The 16,310-nt window shown below is 68.8% G+C and carries 16 protein-coding genes; 8 read left to right on the top strand and 8 right to left on the bottom strand.

Annotated elements, in window-relative coordinates; genetic code table 11:
• Nucleotides 1-15 precede the first annotated feature (15 nt).
• The 3 genes from R3E10_15860 to R3E10_15870 form a co-directional block, all read right to left on the bottom strand.
• Nucleotides 16-1,179 carry a glycosyltransferase family 2 protein gene (locus R3E10_15860; GenBank protein MEZ4417230.1) on the bottom strand — a complete coding sequence of 388 codons (1,164 nt, stop codon included), beginning with the start codon at nucleotides 1,177-1,179 and terminating at the stop codon, nucleotides 16-18.
• Between the two features lie 52 nt (nucleotides 1,180-1,231).
• Nucleotides 1,232-1,552 (bottom strand): nucleotide pyrophosphohydrolase, encoded by a 321-nt coding sequence (locus R3E10_15865; GenBank protein MEZ4417231.1) that lies wholly within the window; start codon nucleotides 1,550-1,552, stop codon nucleotides 1,232-1,234.
• A 92-nt stretch (nucleotides 1,553-1,644) separates the two neighbouring features.
• Entirely contained in the window at nucleotides 1,645-2,679 is a 1,035-nt protein-coding gene (locus tag R3E10_15870) for a zinc-binding dehydrogenase (GenBank protein MEZ4417232.1), read from the bottom strand.
• Between the two features lie 134 nt (nucleotides 2,680-2,813).
• Between R3E10_15870 and R3E10_15875 the strand changes: the two genes are divergently transcribed.
• The 4 genes from R3E10_15875 to R3E10_15890 all read left to right on the top strand — a co-directional run bounded on the left by R3E10_15875 (nucleotide 2,814) and on the right by R3E10_15890 (nucleotide 5,590).
• A complete protein-coding gene (locus R3E10_15875; GenBank protein ID MEZ4417233.1) occupies nucleotides 2,814-3,173 on the top strand; it encodes a hypothetical protein in 360 nt (119 codons plus the stop codon).
• A gap of 19 nt (nucleotides 3,174-3,192) precedes the next feature.
• Nucleotides 3,193-4,152, top strand: coding sequence for a proline dehydrogenase family protein (locus tag R3E10_15880; GenBank protein ID MEZ4417234.1), 960 nt, complete (start codon nucleotides 3,193-3,195; stop codon nucleotides 4,150-4,152).
• Entirely contained in the window at nucleotides 4,149-4,874 is a 726-nt protein-coding gene (locus R3E10_15885; GenBank protein MEZ4417235.1) for a radical SAM protein, read from the top strand. The genes R3E10_15880 and R3E10_15885 overlap by 4 nt, the downstream gene beginning before the upstream one ends.
• A gap of 101 nt (nucleotides 4,875-4,975) precedes the next feature.
• A complete protein-coding gene (locus R3E10_15890; GenBank protein MEZ4417236.1) occupies nucleotides 4,976-5,590 on the top strand; it encodes a CoA pyrophosphatase in 615 nt (204 codons plus the stop codon).
• Nucleotides 5,591-5,593: 3 nt separating this feature from the next.
• On the opposite strand, the gene R3E10_15895 is transcribed toward R3E10_15890, so the two are convergent.
• Complete coding sequence (locus R3E10_15895) at nucleotides 5,594-6,724, bottom strand: hypothetical protein (GenBank protein ID MEZ4417237.1); 1,131 nt, start codon at nucleotides 6,722-6,724, stop codon at nucleotides 5,594-5,596.
• Between R3E10_15895 and R3E10_15900 the strand changes: the two genes are divergently transcribed.
• The 3 genes from R3E10_15900 to R3E10_15910 are packed head-to-tail and all read left to right on the top strand — an operon-like array spanning nucleotide 6,723 to nucleotide 10,100.
• Nucleotides 6,723-8,477 carry a M28 family peptidase gene (locus tag R3E10_15900; GenBank protein ID MEZ4417238.1) on the top strand — a complete coding sequence of 585 codons (1,755 nt, stop codon included), beginning with the start codon at nucleotides 6,723-6,725 and terminating at the stop codon, nucleotides 8,475-8,477. The genes R3E10_15895 and R3E10_15900 overlap by 2 nt on opposite strands.
• A 46-nt stretch (nucleotides 8,478-8,523) precedes the next feature.
• Complete coding sequence (locus tag R3E10_15905; GenBank protein MEZ4417239.1) at nucleotides 8,524-9,636, top strand: AI-2E family transporter; 1,113 nt, start codon at nucleotides 8,524-8,526, stop codon at nucleotides 9,634-9,636.
• A gap of 32 nt (nucleotides 9,637-9,668) precedes the next feature.
• Nucleotides 9,669-10,100 (top strand): DUF302 domain-containing protein, encoded by a 432-nt coding sequence (locus tag R3E10_15910; protein MEZ4417240.1) that lies wholly within the window; start codon nucleotides 9,669-9,671, stop codon nucleotides 10,098-10,100.
• A 46-nt stretch (nucleotides 10,101-10,146) separates the two neighbouring features.
• On the opposite strand, the gene R3E10_15915 is transcribed toward R3E10_15910, so the two are convergent.
• The 4 genes from R3E10_15915 to R3E10_15930 all read right to left on the bottom strand — a co-directional run bounded on the left by R3E10_15915 (nucleotide 10,147) and on the right by R3E10_15930 (nucleotide 15,278).
• Complete coding sequence (locus R3E10_15915) at nucleotides 10,147-10,839, bottom strand: hypothetical protein (GenBank protein ID MEZ4417241.1); 693 nt, start codon at nucleotides 10,837-10,839, stop codon at nucleotides 10,147-10,149.
• Nucleotides 10,840-10,955: 116 nt separating this feature from the next.
• Entirely contained in the window at nucleotides 10,956-11,351 is a 396-nt protein-coding gene (locus R3E10_15920) for a plastocyanin/azurin family copper-binding protein (protein MEZ4417242.1), read from the bottom strand.
• A gap of 223 nt (nucleotides 11,352-11,574) precedes the next feature.
• Entirely contained in the window at nucleotides 11,575-13,011 is a 1,437-nt protein-coding gene (locus tag R3E10_15925; protein ID MEZ4417243.1) for a sigma-54 dependent transcriptional regulator, read from the bottom strand.
• A complete protein-coding gene (locus R3E10_15930) occupies nucleotides 13,008-15,278 on the bottom strand; it encodes an ATP-binding protein (GenBank protein MEZ4417244.1) in 2,271 nt (756 codons plus the stop codon). Before R3E10_15930 ends, R3E10_15925 begins: the two co-directional genes overlap by 4 nt.
• Nucleotides 15,279-15,785: 507 nt before the next feature.
• Between R3E10_15930 and R3E10_15935 the strand changes: the two genes are divergently transcribed.
• Nucleotides 15,786-16,229 (top strand): hypothetical protein, encoded by a 444-nt coding sequence (locus R3E10_15935; GenBank protein MEZ4417245.1) that lies wholly within the window; start codon nucleotides 15,786-15,788, stop codon nucleotides 16,227-16,229.
• Nucleotides 16,230-16,310: the final 81 nt, after the last annotated feature.

The following is a 16,310-nucleotide window of genomic DNA, read 5'->3' on the forward strand; positions in this document are numbered from 1 at the left end:
CGTCGCCACCCTCGGTCAAGCCTCACCTTTGGCCGACCCGTATCGCCTCCCCTTCCATTCGATTCGCGAACCCCGTACCCAGCTCCTGAACAGGATCCGCACCGTCATGGCCGCGCCCACGGGCGCGGCCAACCCGTAGATCCAGGGAATGCCGAAGCGCGCACTGGCCGCTCCCCAGAACAGCGCCACGAAGCCGAAGGCCGCGTAGGCCCATATGTGGAACGCCGGTCCACCCATTCCCGCGAGCGCGGCCGCCGCCGCCACCGCGGGCAGCACCCACAGCACCGTCTGCGTGAACACCGCGAGCGGGAGCAGAAACCGACCGAGCGGACTCGCCACCGATTGGCGACTGCCGGTCCACAGGTTCTTGGTCCATCCTTCCACGAGTCCGCTCAGCGAGCGGTACATGCGGGTGGCGAAACGACCGCGTGCTTCGCGCAGCAGGAACCCGTGCCCGGCCTTCACCAGCGTCTGGGCCAGACGGACGTCTTCGACCACCTCCGCCTTGACCGCACGGTGCCCGTCGATGGCGTCGTAGACCTCGCGACGCACCAGGATGAACTGCCCGTTGGCGATCGCCAGATCCCAGCGCGCTGGATCGGAGAGCGGTCGAGCGTAGAGCTTCCGCAGGTTGGGATAACGCCCGGCGATCAGCACGAAGATCTGGGGCTGCACCACGCGCTCCCAGAACGTCTCTGTGCGCTGATCTCCGAGCAGCGTAAGCGCATCCGCCCCACTGGCCGCCAGTTCGTGGACCGCATCTGCCAGCAAGCCGGGACCGTGCCAGGTGTCCGCGTCGGTGAAGAGCAGCAGCTCACCCCTCGCCTGCTCCGCGCCTTGCCAGCACGCCCAGGGCTTTCCGAACCAGCCGCCCGGAAGCGGGCGGCCCTCGATCAGCCGCAGCCGGGGATCCGCGCCGAACGTCCGCACCTTGTCCGCGGTGTCGTCGGTGCTGCGGTCGTCCACCACGATCACCTCGACATTCGGATAGTGGGTCGCGAGCAGGCTCGCCACGCACTCTTCGATGCTGACGGACTCGTTGCGCGCCGGAACGATCACGCTCACCGACGGCGCCGGAGCGCCTGGCGCTGCACCGGCGAGGCGCTCGGGATCACGAAGGCGCAGCGCGCTCACCACCCCCACCAGGATCCAGGGGAGAAGCGCCAGGAGGATGCTCACCCGCCGGCCCCTGGCACATGGGGGCGGGGCAGGGAGCGCGCTCGCGCTGCGCTCACTCGCTCTTGCGGGTCCAACGATCGCTGTCGCGCACCCGGTACTTCTCCAGCACACGCGACAGGGCGTCGCTCAGGTCGATGCCCTGCGAGTTGGCGAGCGTGATCAACACGAAGAGCACGTCGCCCAACTCCAGGGCCAGATCCTGTTCCTCCTCGTCCGCGCGCTTGGGCTTGTGTCCGAACCGGTGGTTCAGCTCTCGCCCCAACTCACCCACCTCCTCGATCAAACGAGCGAGGTTGGCGAGCGGCGGCCAATAGCCCTCCTCGAACTGGGAGATCCAGGCGTCCACCTGCCGTTGGGCTTCAGTCAGATCCACTTGAGCACGCTCCGTTCCGCGCGCACGCTCCCTTCCACTCGCACGCTCCCATCCACTCGCACGCTCCCATCCACCCGCTGGCTCCCTTCCACTCAGTCGTCTTCCGGTATCAGGACGATCTTCCCGAACACGTGGCCTGCTTCCAGCGTCTCGTGGGCAGCGCGGGCCTCGCGGAGCGGAAGCACGTCGTGGATGACCGGTGACAGCTCCCCGCGGAACACCAGATCCATCACGCGACGGAAGTCGGCGGGCGTCCCCATGGTGCTCCCCAGAATCGACAGCTGCTTCCAGAACACGAGCGGGATGGAGGTCGCTCCCTCGGGGCCCGTGGTTCCGCCGTAGGTCACCAGTCTCCCGTAGGGGGCCAGCGCCCGCAGCAGATCGGGCCAGAGCGCCTGCCCCACCGAGTCCAGCACCACGTCCACGCCGCGCTTGCCGGTTTCGGCCCAGAGGGCCTTGCCCCACGGACCCTCCAGACGGTCGAAGACCACGTGCGCCCCCAGCGCGCGCACCCGCTCCACGCTGTCGCCGCCACTGGTGACCACGAACACCTGCGCGCCCGCCCGCCGAGCGATCTGGATGGCCGCCGTGGATACGCCGCCGGACCCTCCGGTGATCAGCACCCGCTCTCCGGGCTGGAGCCGGGCGCGCGCCAGCAGTGCGTGCCAGGCGGTGACGAACACCAGCCCGGCCGCCGCGGCCCTCTGGAAGGGCACGCCCTCGGGCAGGGCCATGAGGTTGGCAGCGGGAACGACCACCGACTCCGCGAATCCGCCCCAGCAGTGCTCCCCCAGGACCGCGAAGGGTCGTGCCGGAAGCGCACCGCCCGGCGCCGGGGTGTCGTACCAGTCATAGTCGAGGGAGGGGTCGACCACGACGCGGCTCCCCACCTCGATGCCCTCGACGCCCGGGCCCAGGGCCTCGACCTCGCCCGCGACGTCGGACCCCCCCACGTGCGGCAGGGGGATGGCGACAGGCAGACCACGCCGGACCCAGAGGTCCAGGTGGTTGAGGGATGCGGCGCGCACCCGCACGCGCACCTGGCCGGCCCCGGGCTGCGGCGTGGGCACGGGCCCGAACTCGACGACCTCGGGACCCCCGTGGCGGCGGAAGAAGGCAGCGTTCACGCGAAGACTCTACCGCGCAGCGGCGGGTCGCGTCCACCGCCCGGCGCCGGAGGCGACGCCGCCGGTGTCCGTCCCCGCTGTACGAGTCCGGCCTGGGGTGCCCCCGCGCTCCAGCGACCTGCTAGGTTTGGCGTATGGCCGCGAAGTTCGAAACGAACGGACGGGGCGACCTGCCCGACGGGACCCTGGCGGGCTACCTGGACGTCCACAGCCGCCCCCCCTCCTTCGAGGGGCCGGACGGGCACCCCTACACCGTGTCCATCGAGGTCGAGCGCGTCGGAGACCTGAAGACACCGTACGTGGGGTACCTCGTCTTCCCGCGCTGGGCCGACGCCGGGTTGGGCGTGATCGGCCATGTCGAGACGCCCAGCCTCGTCCAGGGCAGCTCGCGGCGGGCCGTCGAGGAGGCGTTGGGGCGCTTGCAGCTGGTCCACGTGAAGGAGCTGCTGAACGACGCCGTCGCCCGAGAGCACTCCGAGTCCTCCGAGCCCTGACCCCTGAACCCCGAAGACCGTGCTGCGAGAGAGCCTGCTGTTCCTGAGTGAGTCCGCTGTGGCCAAGCGTCTGCTCACCGGCACCCCCCTTACGCGGGGGATGAGCCGTCGCTTCGTGGCCGGGGAGACGGTGGCGGAGTTGGCGGAGGCGCTCGCAGCCGCCAACGCCGAAGGTCTGGTGGCCACGGCCAATTACCTCGGCGAGTCGGTGCACGACGAGACCAACGCGCGGGCCGCGGCAGACCGCTACCTCGAGGTGCTGGACCGGATCGCCGACCGCAACCTGGACGCCAACGTCTCCCTCAAGTTCACGCAGATGGGCCAGGACATCTCGGAGGCGTTCCTCCGGGACAACCTGGGCCGGGTGCTGGAGCGGGCGCGGGCCGCGGACACGTTCGTGCGCTTCGACATGGAGTCGTCCGCCTACACGCAGCGCACGCTGGATGCGTTCGAGTCTTTGTGGACCGAGGGGTGGCGCAACATCGGGGTGGTGCTGCAGTCGTACCTGCGGCGCACCCAGCAGGACGTGGAGCGCATGGTCGCGCTGGGAGCACGCGTGCGTCTCTGCAAGGGCGCCTATGCCGAGCCCGCCAAGGTGGCCTTCCAGGAGCGGGACGAGGTGCGTGCCAGCTTCGTACAGGCCATGAAGACGCTGCTGTCCCAGGGCCACTATCCCGCCATCGCCACCCACGACGATGCCATGATCGAGGCCACGCTCGACCACGCGAGGGCGGAGGGGATCGGCACGGAGCGCTTCGAGTTCCAGATGCTGTACGGAGTGCGCCGCGATCTGCAGAAGCAGCTCGTGCAGCAAGGCTACACGGTGCGCGTGTACGTGCCCTTCGGCGAAGCCTGGTACCCCTACCTCATGCGCAGGCTGGCCGAACGTCCCGCCAACGTGGTGTTCCTGGCCGGCAGCGTGGTGCGGGAGTCCCCACTGGGCGCTGTGTTCGGCGGCAACGGCCAGGCCGGTGCATGAGTACTGCAGCGCTCGCGCCGGACACGCCGGCCCAGCGCGGTTTCCTCCGGGTCACCGAGATCTTCCATTCGATCCAGGGAGAATCGACCTGGGCGGGATTGCCGTGCGTGTTCGTGCGACTGACCGGTTGCCCGTTGCGCTGCGTCTGGTGTGACACCGAGTACGCCTTCCACGGCGGCACTCGCATGACGTTCGACGAGATCCGTGCGCAGGTGGCACGTTTCGGCACGCGCCTGGTGGAGGTGACGGGTGGTGAGCCGCTCGCGCACCCGGGCGCGTTCGAGCTCGTGCATTCCCTGCTCCAGGATGGCTACACCGTTCTGGTGGAGACGTCGGGTGCGGTGGACGTCGCGCCGCTCGACTCGCGCGCGCACAAGATCATGGATCTCAAGTGTCCAGGCTCCGGAGAGAGCGCGAAGAACCTCTGGTCCAACCTGGATCACCTGACGGAGCGCGACGAGATCAAGTTCGTGGTGGCCGACCTGGACGACCTGACCTGGGCCGAGCGCACGGTGCGCCAGCACGGCCTCGACCGGGCCGTCCGGGAAGGCCGACTGGGTGGGCTTCTGGTCTCCCCGGTGTGGGACCGGGTCCGGCCCGACGGAGAAGGCAGCCCCTTCCTCGAGTCCCTGGCCGAGCGCGTGCTGGCGTCCGGTCTTCCCCTGCGGCTCCAGCTCCAGCTCCACAAGTCGATCTGGGGCGCCGCCACCCAGGGCGTATGAGCCCGGGAGGAGGGCAGGCCGGCCGCAGGGGCGCGCGTCTTGCATCCGCGCCACACCGTCCGCCGAACCAGGAACACCGCGGCCCCCCGGCCGAGAACGCCATGCACGTCCAGACTGTCGATCAACGCCTTCGCGAGGTGGGCTCCCCGTTGAGCCCCGCCAGCCTGGCGGCCGATCTCCGCCGCAGCCCCGCTCCGCGCGGGGAAGCGGCCGTGGCTCTGGTTCTGCGCCCCACCGCCGCCGACCTGGAGTTCCTGCTGGTCAAGCGGGCCGAGAACACACGGGACCCGTGGTCAGGCCACATGGCGCTGCCGGGTGGTCGCCGGGATGCCAACGACCCCAACCTGGTGGCCACGGCCATCCGGGAGACGGCCGAGGAAACCCACATCCTCCTCGACTCCACCTGGACCCTGGGTCGGCTGGAGGCGCTCTCGCCGCAGACCCGGCGACTGCCGACCCTGGACATCCACCCCTTCGTGTTCGCGGCACCCGGTGGCACCGAGGCCGTACCCGAGAACCGGGAGATCGCCTCCGTGCACTGGGTCCGGGTGAGCGACCTGCTCGATCCCTCCCTGCACCGCACCGTCGAGATCCCGCTGATCGGGTCCGTGCGCGAGTTCCCGGCGTACGAGCTGGACGGCCAGGTGGTCTGGGGGCTGACCTATCGTATCCTGCGCAACTTCATCCGCGGGTACCCGGGCGCCCTCCAGCCCTGAGCGTCAGGGTGTATCCACCCACTCCGCGATGAAGACGTTGGTCTCGCCTTCCATCGCATTGAAGCGGTTCGATCCCCACACCAGATAGCGTCCATCGGGGCTGAACACCGGGAAGCCGTCGAACTCGGGCGTGTAGGTGATCCGCTCCATCCCGCTGCCGTCCAGCCCCACCATATAGAGGTCGAACTCGCGTCCCTGCGGATCGCCCCGGTTCGAGCTGAAGATGATCTTGTCGCCATCCGGGTGCCAATACGGTCCGAAGTTGGCGCCCCCTTCATGCGTGATCTGCCGCTTGTTGGAGCCGTCCGCATCCATCACCCACAGCTCCAGCACGGAGGGCCGGATCAGCCCCTCTGCCAGCAGAGAGCGATAGTCCCCCAGCGCCTCCGGCTCCTCGGGATAGTGGGCGCGCCATACGATCTGCGAACCGTCCGGCGAGTAGAACGCGCCCCCGTCGTACCCTTCGCGGTCCGTCAGGCGCACCACGTCGGTGCCGTCCAGGTTCATCGAGTAGAGATCGAGATCGCCGTCCCGCACGCTGGTGAAGACGATGCGGTCGCCCTTGGGCGAGATGGTGGCCTCGGCGTCGTACCCGGGCGTGTTCGTGAGGCGCGTCAGCTCCTCCGTCTGCAGATCACGGATCCAGATGTCGTAGTCCGGATAGACCGCCCAGACGTATCCGCGCGAGAAATCGGGCGGCGCCGGACAGGCGTCTCCTTGGGCGTGGGTCGAGGCGAAGAGGACCTTGTCGCCGGCGGGGAAGAAGTACGAGCAGGTGGTGCGGCCCGTCCCCGTGCTGATGTGGCGGCGGTCGCCCCCGCTCAGGTCCATCGAGTAGATCTGGTCGCAGACCGTGGGGTCGGGGCCGTCCGTCCGGGGCGTGCTCTGGAACGTCAGCCGCGTGCCGTCGAACGAGAAGTAGGCCTCGGCATTCTGGCCCTCGAACGTGAGCTGCCGGACGTGGGTCAGGTGGGTTTCCCGGGGGTCCTTGAGCTCCTGCGCGGCGCTCGCCCCACCCCCGGCCCCGGCGGAGGGATCGTCCGCCCCTCCGGGGGGTTGAGAGTCTGCGGGTGCGCACGCACCCGCCAGCACCACGAAGGTCAGAGCACCCGCAGAAAGAAGCGTTCGATTCATGTCCTGGTCCCGTTCGAAGATCCTGACGCTGCTCGGTTCAAGCTCACTCCTGCTGGGCACCGCGTCCCCGGCCCTGCTGGCCCAGCAGGGCGCCCAGTGTCCGACGCCCTCCACCTTGATCGGTGAACTCTCCGGCGCCATGCGTCACGTCCGCTATCTGGCGGACGACGCCCTGGAGGGCCGCGAGGTGGCCAGCCCGGGTGAACGCTGTGCCGCCGCCTACATCGAGGCGCGCTTCGCCGAGTTCGGGCTGGAGCCGGGCAGCAGCGGCGACTTCGAGCAGTCCTTCCGCGTGCGGGTCGGCGCCCAGCTGGGCTCGCACAACCTCCTGTCGGTGGCGGCGAAGGCCTACCCCATCGGGGAAGCCTGGATCCCGTTGGGATTCGCCGGCACCGGCATGGCCGACGGCACGCTCACCCTGCTGGACCGCGGCATGGTCGAGGATCCGCACGCCTCGGCGGGGGCCGCGCCACTGGAGGGCAAGATCGTGGTGGTGCCTATCGAGCGGGCCAATGTCGATGTGCATTACACGGCGGCCATGGCCGCGCGCCGCGGCGCCGAGGGTGTGGTCCTGGTGCTCCCAGCGGAGCGCCTTCCCGACATCAGCGGCGAGCGCCGTCCGGCGCTGTCCATTCCCGTGGCAGCGGTGGTGGGCGCAACCGGGACGGAGCTCACGCAAGCCGCGGAGCAGGGGGCGGCCGCCGAGTTGATGACGCAGGTCGAAGCGGCCTACGGCGACGGGAACAACGTGGTGGCGGTGCTCCCCGGACTGGACGGACCCGACGCACCCTGGGTGGTGGTCGGTGCCCATTACGATCACCTCGGACACGGTGGTGAGGGCTCGCTGGCACCCGACCAGTACGGGCTCGTCCACAACGGAGCCGACGACAACGCCAGCGGGGCGGCGGCCCTCCTGGAGGTGGCGCACCGCATGGCCGAAGCCAGCGAGCGGCCGCGACTCAACGTGCTCTTCCTCGCCTTCAGCGGAGAGGAGCGCGGGCTGTGGGGCTCGGGCTTCTGGGTGAAGAACCCGACGGTTCCGCTCGCCAAGATCAACGCCATGATCAACATGGACATGGTCGGGCGGCTGGGGACCGGATCGCTCACCATCTTCGGTGTGGGCACCGCCACCGAGTGGCCGGAGCTTCTCGATCGCGTGAACCAGCATCTGAGCGCGCCGATCCCGTTCTCCCCATCCCCGGACGGATACGGACCTTCGGACCACTCCTCGTTCTATGGGGAGGGCATTCCGGTGCTGCACTTCTTCACCAACACGCACGAGGACTACCACCGCCCCTCCGACGACTGGATCAAGATCGACGGGCACGGCGTGGACCGGGTGGCCGAGATGGTGGCCGCAGTCGCGTCCGAGCTGGCCGGAACCGACGGATCACCTCAGGCCCTGACGGTGATCACGGGCGTGGGCAGGCCCACCACCGTCACGTCCGACCCGACGGCTCCCGCCGAGGAGACGGCCTCGCGCGGCTATGGGCCCTACCTCGGGACCATCCCCGACATGACGCCCTACGAGGCTCCCGGTGTGCGCCTGACCGGCGTGCGCGAAGACAGCCCGGCCCAGAAGGCGGGGCTGATGAAGGGAGACGTGATCGTGGAGTTCGGCGGACACGAGGTCACCGACCTCTACGCCTACACGTACGCACTCCAGGACTTCAAGCCCGGGGACGCCGTGGAGATCGTGGTGCTCCGCAACGGAGAGCGCGTCAAGCTGACCGCGGTGCTGGAGCGCCGCTGACGGACGAGCGGGCCGCGCAGCGCGCGGCCGGAAAGGACCGGACGGATTGAACGAGCCCACCGGCACCAACCCGGAGCAGGAGCGCTTCCGCAAGCGCGCCCTGTTGCTGCTCGTCGTGGGCGTCACGCTGTTGTTCCTGGCGGTCATCCGTCCCTTCATCGTGTCGGTGCTGTTGGCCGCGATCTTCGCGGGCATGTTCCACGGGGTCTACCGTTGGTTCGTGGAGCGTGTGAAGGGACGGACCCGCACCGCCTCCGCACTCACGGTCCTCCTCGTCTTCCTGCTCATCGTGCTCCCGGCCACCGGGTTCTTCACGCTGGTGGCGTCCCAGGCGGTAGGGGTGGCCGACTCCGCTCGTCCCTGGATCGAGGAGCAGATCAACCAGCCCGGGGGCGTGGAGGCGTTTCTGGATCGCATTCCCCTCCTGGACCGATTGGGGTTCCTGGGATCGCTTCTGCCGGACCGCGACCAGGTCATCGAGAAGCTGGGCGAGGCCGCCAGCTTCATGGGCAGCTTCCTGGTGAGCAGCCTGGCCACCGTGACCAAGGGGACGCTCAACGTGGTGCTGCAGCTGTTCATCGTGCTGTACGCCATGTTCTTCTTCTTGCTGGACGGGCGCCGCACGCTGGACCGGATCCTCTACTTCATCCCTCTGTCGCCGGACGACGAGGAACAGCTGGTCGAGCGCTTCGTTTCGGTGACGCGCGCCACGCTCAAGGGCTCGTTGGTCATCGGCATCCTGCAGGGCGCACTTGCGGGAGTGGCGTTCTGGATCGCGGGCATCCAGGGCGCGGCCTTCTGGGGCACCGTGATGGTGGTGCTCTCCGTGATCCCCGGAGTGGGAGCGGCGCTGGTGTGGGTGCCGGCCGTGCTCTACCTGCTGGCCACCGGCGCGGTGGGCACGGGGGTGGCGCTGGGCATCTGGTGCGCCGTGGTGGTGGGAACCATCGACAACTTCCTGCGGCCGCGTCTGGTGGGACGCGACACCAAGATGTCGGACCTGATGATCCTGCTCAGCACCTTGGGTGGGATCGTGCTGTTCGGCGCCATCGGCTTCATCCTGGGGCCCATCGTCGCCGCCGTGTTCGTCACTGTCTGGGACCTCTACGGCCAAACGTTTTCGGAGATCCTCCCCCCGTCTCCGCTGCGGGAGTCGTAGCGTAGCCCTTTGGAACTTCGAAGGAGGCTCGCATGCCTACGTTCCACGAAGCACCGGACGCCGGGACCCCCGGCTGGGAGATCGACCTGGACGCGCGCGGCGAGGCCGCCATCGCGCAGGTCTCCGCAGCCCTGAAGCAAGAGGGCTTCGGCACGCTGACGCGCATCGATCTGGATCAGGCATTCGCCGAGAAGCTCGGCATCACGTTTCGTCCCTACGCCATCCTCGGGGCCTGCAACCCCAAGCTGGCGCACCAGGCCGTGACTGCGCGTCCGGACGTAGGGCTGCTCCTTCCCTGCAACGTCACGGTGGAGGAGCGCGCTGAAGGAGGCTCGACGGTCCGGATCGTGGACCCGCAGGCCATGCTGGGGATGGGCGGCCTCGGTGACGATCCCGTCATCCAGGGCGTGGCCCGAGAGGCGGGGGAGCGGCTGGGTCGGGTGGCGGAGGCGCTGCGGGGCTGAAGCAGGGCGCCGCGCCGGAGACGCCCCTCCGCGGAGCCGTCCTTCCTCAGACTCCCGCGCTATCTTCGCCCGTGATCTGCAGGGCGCGCGTGCGCATCGTGCTGAGCACATCGGAACTGCGATCGTACTCGGCGCGCCGTTTCGCCAGCTCGCCGTCGTAGGCGTTCAGCATGCGGCGGGCATAGCCTCGTGCGCTGTCGGCGTCTCCCATCGCCCACGCCAGTTCGGCGGCGCCACCCAGAAGCAGCAGGTGGGCGGGTTCTTCCTCTAGACCCTTGATCATGGTCTGGTAGGACGCATCGAACGCACCGCCGACCTGCTGAAGCAGCGCCAGGCGGAACGCGTCGCCAGGACCGAGCGGGTCGAGCATCTCGAACGCGCCGACGGCCATGGGCAGGAAGTTCACCACCTCGGCTTGGTCCCCCGCGCGTGCGGCGCGCATGACCCGTACGAAGAGTCGATCGGCGGCCTCCTGCGGAGAGATCTGCGTGAGATCCACCCAGGGCGCCGCGCCCAGCTCCGCTTCGGAGGCCGTCGGGCCCGAGCCGGCCTCGGGGGGTGGCGTCGGCGCCAGAATGCGGGGCAAACCGAGGGCGAGCATGGTCATGAGGAGCGTGACGCCCCCCAAGAGTGCGACTCCGAGCGAGAAGAGGGCCGCCGTCGGGCTCCCGACGCGATCGAGTCCGCAGGTTGGACAATAGCGACCCTGGAACTCGACCCCACAATTGGAGCAGTCCATCCTTCTCGCCTCCGGCTGTGGACGGGCGCCGTCGATCTCCGGCACCGTCGTGGAATCCGCCACCGACTGAAGTGGAACAGGGCGACCCATTGGACGCCCTGTTCGATCGTGTGCCTTCAGTTGACCGTCAGCGTTCCCTTCATGCCCATCGCTTCGTGCGGAGTGCAGATGAAGCGGTGCAGGCCGGAGGCGAAGCGGTCGTCGATGACCAGGTCGTAGGTCTGCCCGGGAGCGGTGAGATAGGGCCCCATCACGAGCTCGGGCGTGAGGTTGCTGCCCGCCGGCCCTTCCTTGAAGGCGACGTTGTGCGGCATCGGACCCTGCTGGACGAACTGCACGATGTCACCCTTGTTGGCAACCACGTCGGCGGGCTCGAACGCGAACTGCGTCTCCGAGATGTCCACCATCTTGACCACGATCGTCTTGGGCTCAGGAGCCGCCCGGGTCGCGCTCGCGACTGAGAAGCCTGTCACCAGGGAGCCCACCGCCAAGACTGCAGCTATCCGACGCATGTCACACCCTCCTGAGGTGTCATGGGAGTTGTCATGCACGCAGGAGGAGGCAGGGGGTGTGCCGGTGGGCCCCAGGAGTGCCGTTCGGCAAAGTGTTGTGTATCAGCGGGTTGCGGATGAGCTACCCGGACGGAGGGATGCGGAGCTGTGTCAGCCGCGTCCCAAGTGCGACGCGCCCGTCGTCCCTGCCCGGCTCCCGGGAGGATCGAGGGGCTCGTTCAGATCAGCCGGCGTCCGGAGGTTCGGGCTCACCACCATTCCCCTCACCCGCCAGCCAGCGATGCAAAGTGCGTCGGGAAATACCGGCCGCCTTGGCGGCGCGAGAGATGTTCCCGGCGTGTGCCTCGAGGAGTTGATCCAGGTAGGCCTGTCTAAACGCCTCGATCGCCTCGTCCCGGGCGGCGGCGTAGGGTAGGTCGGCGATCTCCATGCTCTGCAGCAGGGGACTCACTGCCTTTCCCAGACTCCCCTGGCGGGGCAGGGTCGTACGCGGCGCCCGCATCTCGGATGGCAGATCCGAGATGGTGATGCGATCGTCCGAATCGAAGGCCACGGCGCGCTCGACCACGTTGCGGAGCTGACGGATGTTGCCGGGCCAATCGAAGCGGTCCAGCGCCTCCCAGGTCTCCGGCGAAACCGTGGGCACTCGACGCCCGGAGCCCTTGGCCAAAGCACGCAGGAAGTGCTCGACCAGCAAGGGGATGTCCTCTTTGCGCGCCCGCAGCGGGGGTACCACCAGGCGGACCACGTTCAGGCGAAAGTAGAGGTCCTCGCGGAAGGTCCCCTCGCGCACCGCCTTTTCCAGGTCCACGTTCGTGGCCGCCACCACGCGGATGTCCAGGTCCACGGGACGGGAGCTACCCACCGGACGGATCCGGCGTTGCTCCAGCGCGCGCAGCAGCTTGGCCTGAAGCGCCATCGGCATCTCACCGATCTCGTCCAGGAAGACGGTGCCGCCATTGGCCTCCTGGAGCAGTCCCCGACGCTGGGTGATGGCACCGGTGAAGGCGCCCTTCTCGTGGCCGAACAGCTCGCTCTCCAGCAACCCCTCCGGTAGCGCCGCGCAGTCGACCGGTACGAACGGCCCTCGCACCCTCCCGCTGAGCTCGTGCAGCGCCTCGGCCACCAGCTCCTTCCCCGCTCCGGTCTCTCCCAGCACGAGGACGTTGGCGTCGGTACCGGCGACCTTCTCGATCTGCGAGCCGAGCCGCACCATCGAAGGGCTCGACCCCACCATGCGCGCGGTCGAAGGCCCCGCCGCCTCGCGCAGCCGCTCGTTCTCCCTGGCGAGCCGCCGGTAGCGCACGGCGCGATCCACCACGACGATCAGCTCCTTTCCCTTGAAGGGCTTGGCCAGGTAGTCGAAGGCGCCCTCCTGGATGGCCTGCACCGCCGAGCCCACGCTGGCGTGGCCCGTGATCACGATGACAGGCAGGTCGGCGTCGTCCGCACGCGCCACGGCCAACAGCGTCATCCCGTCCACGACCGGCATGCGCAGGTCGGTAATCACCACGTCCGGCTGCACCTCGGCGGAAAGCTCCCGGAAGCGCTGGGGCTCGGACAGCGTCCAGCAGCGGCAGCCGTGCTCCGAGAGGATCCGATCGAGGTTTTCCAGGATCTCTTCTTCGTCGTCGACAATCAGGATGCGTGGTTCGTTCATGTGATGATCGGGAGGCGGACCGTGAAGCGACTGGGGCCATCCGGTGGGCCGTCCACTGCGACGGATCCGCCGAGGCGCTCGGCGATAGCTCGACAGACGGCCAAGCCCAAGCCGGTACCGCCCTGGTCGTTCTTGGTGGTGAAGAAGGGCTCGAACACCCGCTTACGGAGTTCGGGGGGTACGCCAGGTCCGGAGTCGAACACGTCGACCGCCAGTTGGGACGTTTCGCTCTCGACCCTGACGTCGAAGAAGATCTCGCCACCTTCGGTCATGGCCTGCTGCGCATTGAGGATGAGGTTGGCGAAGATGGTCTCGATGGCTTTCTCGTTCCCATAGACGAGGGGCAGGTCCGTGGGCCAGTCCAGGCAGGCGTGAACGCCTGCCTTGCGGAGCGTGCGGTCGAAGAGACGCAGGAGTCTTCCCAAGACGTCTCCGACGGCCACGGCTTGGGGCTCGGTCTCCCCCTCACGAGCGAACGAGAGGAGATCCGAGGTGATGGCCTGGATCCGCTCGACTTTGTCGCCAACCACCTGCAGGTCGCGTTGCAGGCGGTCACTCACGCCCTCTCGCTCCGCATCGCCCAGGATGAGTTCCATGCGATTGCACAAGATCGAGAGCGGGTTGTTCAGCTCGTGCGCGAGGCCGGCCGCCATGATGCTGACCGCAGCCAACCGCTCCGAGCGTCGCATGTGCTCTTCGAGTTGGGCATGCATCCGGTCGTCACGAATCACCAGAGAAGCGCCCAGGCTGCGACCCTCGGAGCCACGGATTCTCGTGTGGGTCAGCGAGACGGGGATGCTGCTGCCGTCGCGATGGCGGCGTTGAGTGCGCAGGTTGACGACCGCGCCGTCCCCGGCGAGGAGCTGCCGGATGTAGGCCCGCTCGTGCTCGGTCTCCGGCCCCTTGCACTCCAGCAGATCCTCTCCGTCTTCTCCGATGGCCTCGTCGACGGTGTACCCGAAGAGCGCCTCCGCACCCAGGTTCCACAATCGAATTCGCCCGGTGGGATCCAAGCCGATGATGGCGTCCGCCGAGTGGGTGATCACCTCGGATAACTCCGCGCGCGTCACTTCCAGGGCGCGGGTCCTCTCCTCCACCAGCGATTCGAGCTCGTGACGCGCTTGCTGCAGATGCCGTGACATGGTGTCGAAGTCGGCGGCCAAGTCCTCGAGCTCGTCGTTGGTTTCGACCTGGAGCGTGCCGGCCGGATCCTCGCCACGCGCCACCTGCCCGGCGGCAGTGCGCAAGCGGTAGAGGGGCCGCGTCAGCTGTCGAGCTGCCAGCACGGCCAGGGACAAGACCACGGCCAGCATCACGGCTGCACCCCCCGCACCGCGGAGCAGGAAGCGCTGCAGCGGCGCCAGGATGGCGTTCATCGACACGGACCGGTAGAGAACCAGGGGCGGCTCGCCAGGCGTGCCCAGACCGAGTGCGGTGAAACCCACCAGGCTGTTGCCGACCCGCCGGGTTCCGGACTCACCGCGTAAGGCGGCCCCCAACGCCTCCGACCCCAGCTCCTCGCTCAAGCGGGCGGGCGAGTGCTCCGCCAGCAGACGGTTCCAGTCCCGCTTCTCGCCTGAGTGGTAGAGATAGAGACCGTCCGCGCGGACCACGGCCGTGCGGCCGGGCAACTCGGGGGACGCGTCATCGATGCCGGCGAACAGCGTCGAGGCACGGGCTTCGCCCGCGAGGATGCCGACCAGTTCCCCACCCGCGTCACGAACGGGCTCGAGCACGGCGACCGCCGGCACGAGCCCCTCCGAGGAGCCGTCTGCCAACTCTACCGGCAGGTAGACCGGCCCTGACCCCGAGGTCCCTTCGACGGCCACCAGGTACAGCATGCCCCCTGTCCCGGCCATCGCGCCTGCATCAGCCGAGGACGGCCCCGTCTGCAGCAGCAGATCTCCCTGGGCGTCGAACACCTTGATGCGGAAGAGGGCGTCGTCGGCGAGGCTGAGCTCGGCGTCCGCAAAGCGCGCCAGACCCGCGCGCGCCGGCAGCGAATCGCGCAGCAGCCAGGGCTCGGCGAAGGCGACGCGCGCCAGAGCCAGGTGGTTGCGCACCTCGGCGAGCGAGCGGCTGACGCGCAGCGTGGCCCGCTCCAGGTCGTGCTGGATGGTCTCCTCCGTCCGAGCCCGCCGGCCCTCGAGGATCAGCCAGGTCGAGCCCGCCCCGAACGCGAGCGCCGGCACCGAGGCGAGGGCCAGGAACGCGATGGCCAGCTTCGCCCGGATGCTCAGACGGGGGAAGAGCTTGTTGACGTTCAAACGCCGACGACCTCCGGGGGCCAGGTCTACGGGCGGAAGCACTTCAAGCTTGAAAAGAACACGAAGCGCGCTCCCTGCCCATCCGCACCGCCCCCGAATGCCGGAAGCGTGCCGTCCGCGACGTTCCGGGAAGAACGCTTGATTGCGGCCGCTACGGCCTCCGATCCCCGCCTCGGAGCGGGACGCGGAGGTCCCACCTGCGACATCGACCCCGCCGCGGACACCCCGGCCATCCCTCCCGGCACATGCAGCTCAACCGGTTGCCTTCAAAGGAGATAGATGATCCACCCCCATCGCTGGCCCACCGGCACGTGCGCTGCCTCAGCCCAGCGCGGGAGGAACTGGACGGAAGCCTCCTCGATCGACCTGCTGGAAGGGGGGGGCGGGCAGAGACCCTGCCCGTTTCGACCGTGTTCACCGTGACCCCCCCTTCCAGCGATCGGCCGCCGCGCCGGCGGGCGCCGTCCGATCCTGGACCTTGAGCGACTGCCTCGTCGGGGAGGCGACGTGAGTATTCGGCCCATCTTGCTGGCGATCGCCGATCGCGCGCTGCGTGAACAGGTGGAAACCACGCTCCGCACCCATGGCTTCTCCCCGGCGGTGCTGCCCCCGGGGCAGCCGCTGCCCTGCCGGGGCACGGGCGTGGTCTGGATCTCGGACCTGCCCGCCGAGGAGCTCGCCACTCGATGCGGGCCCCAGGCTCAGGGCCGGGAGGAGAGCCTGCTGATCCGGCTCGCCGCCGATCGAGGGTCCCACGACGCCTTCACTGTCCTGGTGCCCCCGGTCTCGACCAGCGACCTGCTGATCGCGGTCTCCCGGGCCAACCGCTACCGCCATCTACTCGATACGCTTCGTCCCGTCGGCACGCCGGCGGGTGCGCCACGCGATCCCCACAGTGCGACACCCGCGTCTCAGGCCGGGGCCCAGGGCGCTCTGGTATCGAGGATGTAAGTCGTATTTCTGCAGGCATTTAGCTCGTACCGTCGCCGCGCGGCTCCTGGCACCTCCCCTGCCTCCGTACTTCTTCGGAAT

This window comes from Gemmatimonadota bacterium (assembly GCA_041390105.1).
Classification (GTDB): Bacteria; Gemmatimonadota; Gemmatimonadetes; order Longimicrobiales; family Gaopeijiaceae; genus JAGQIF01.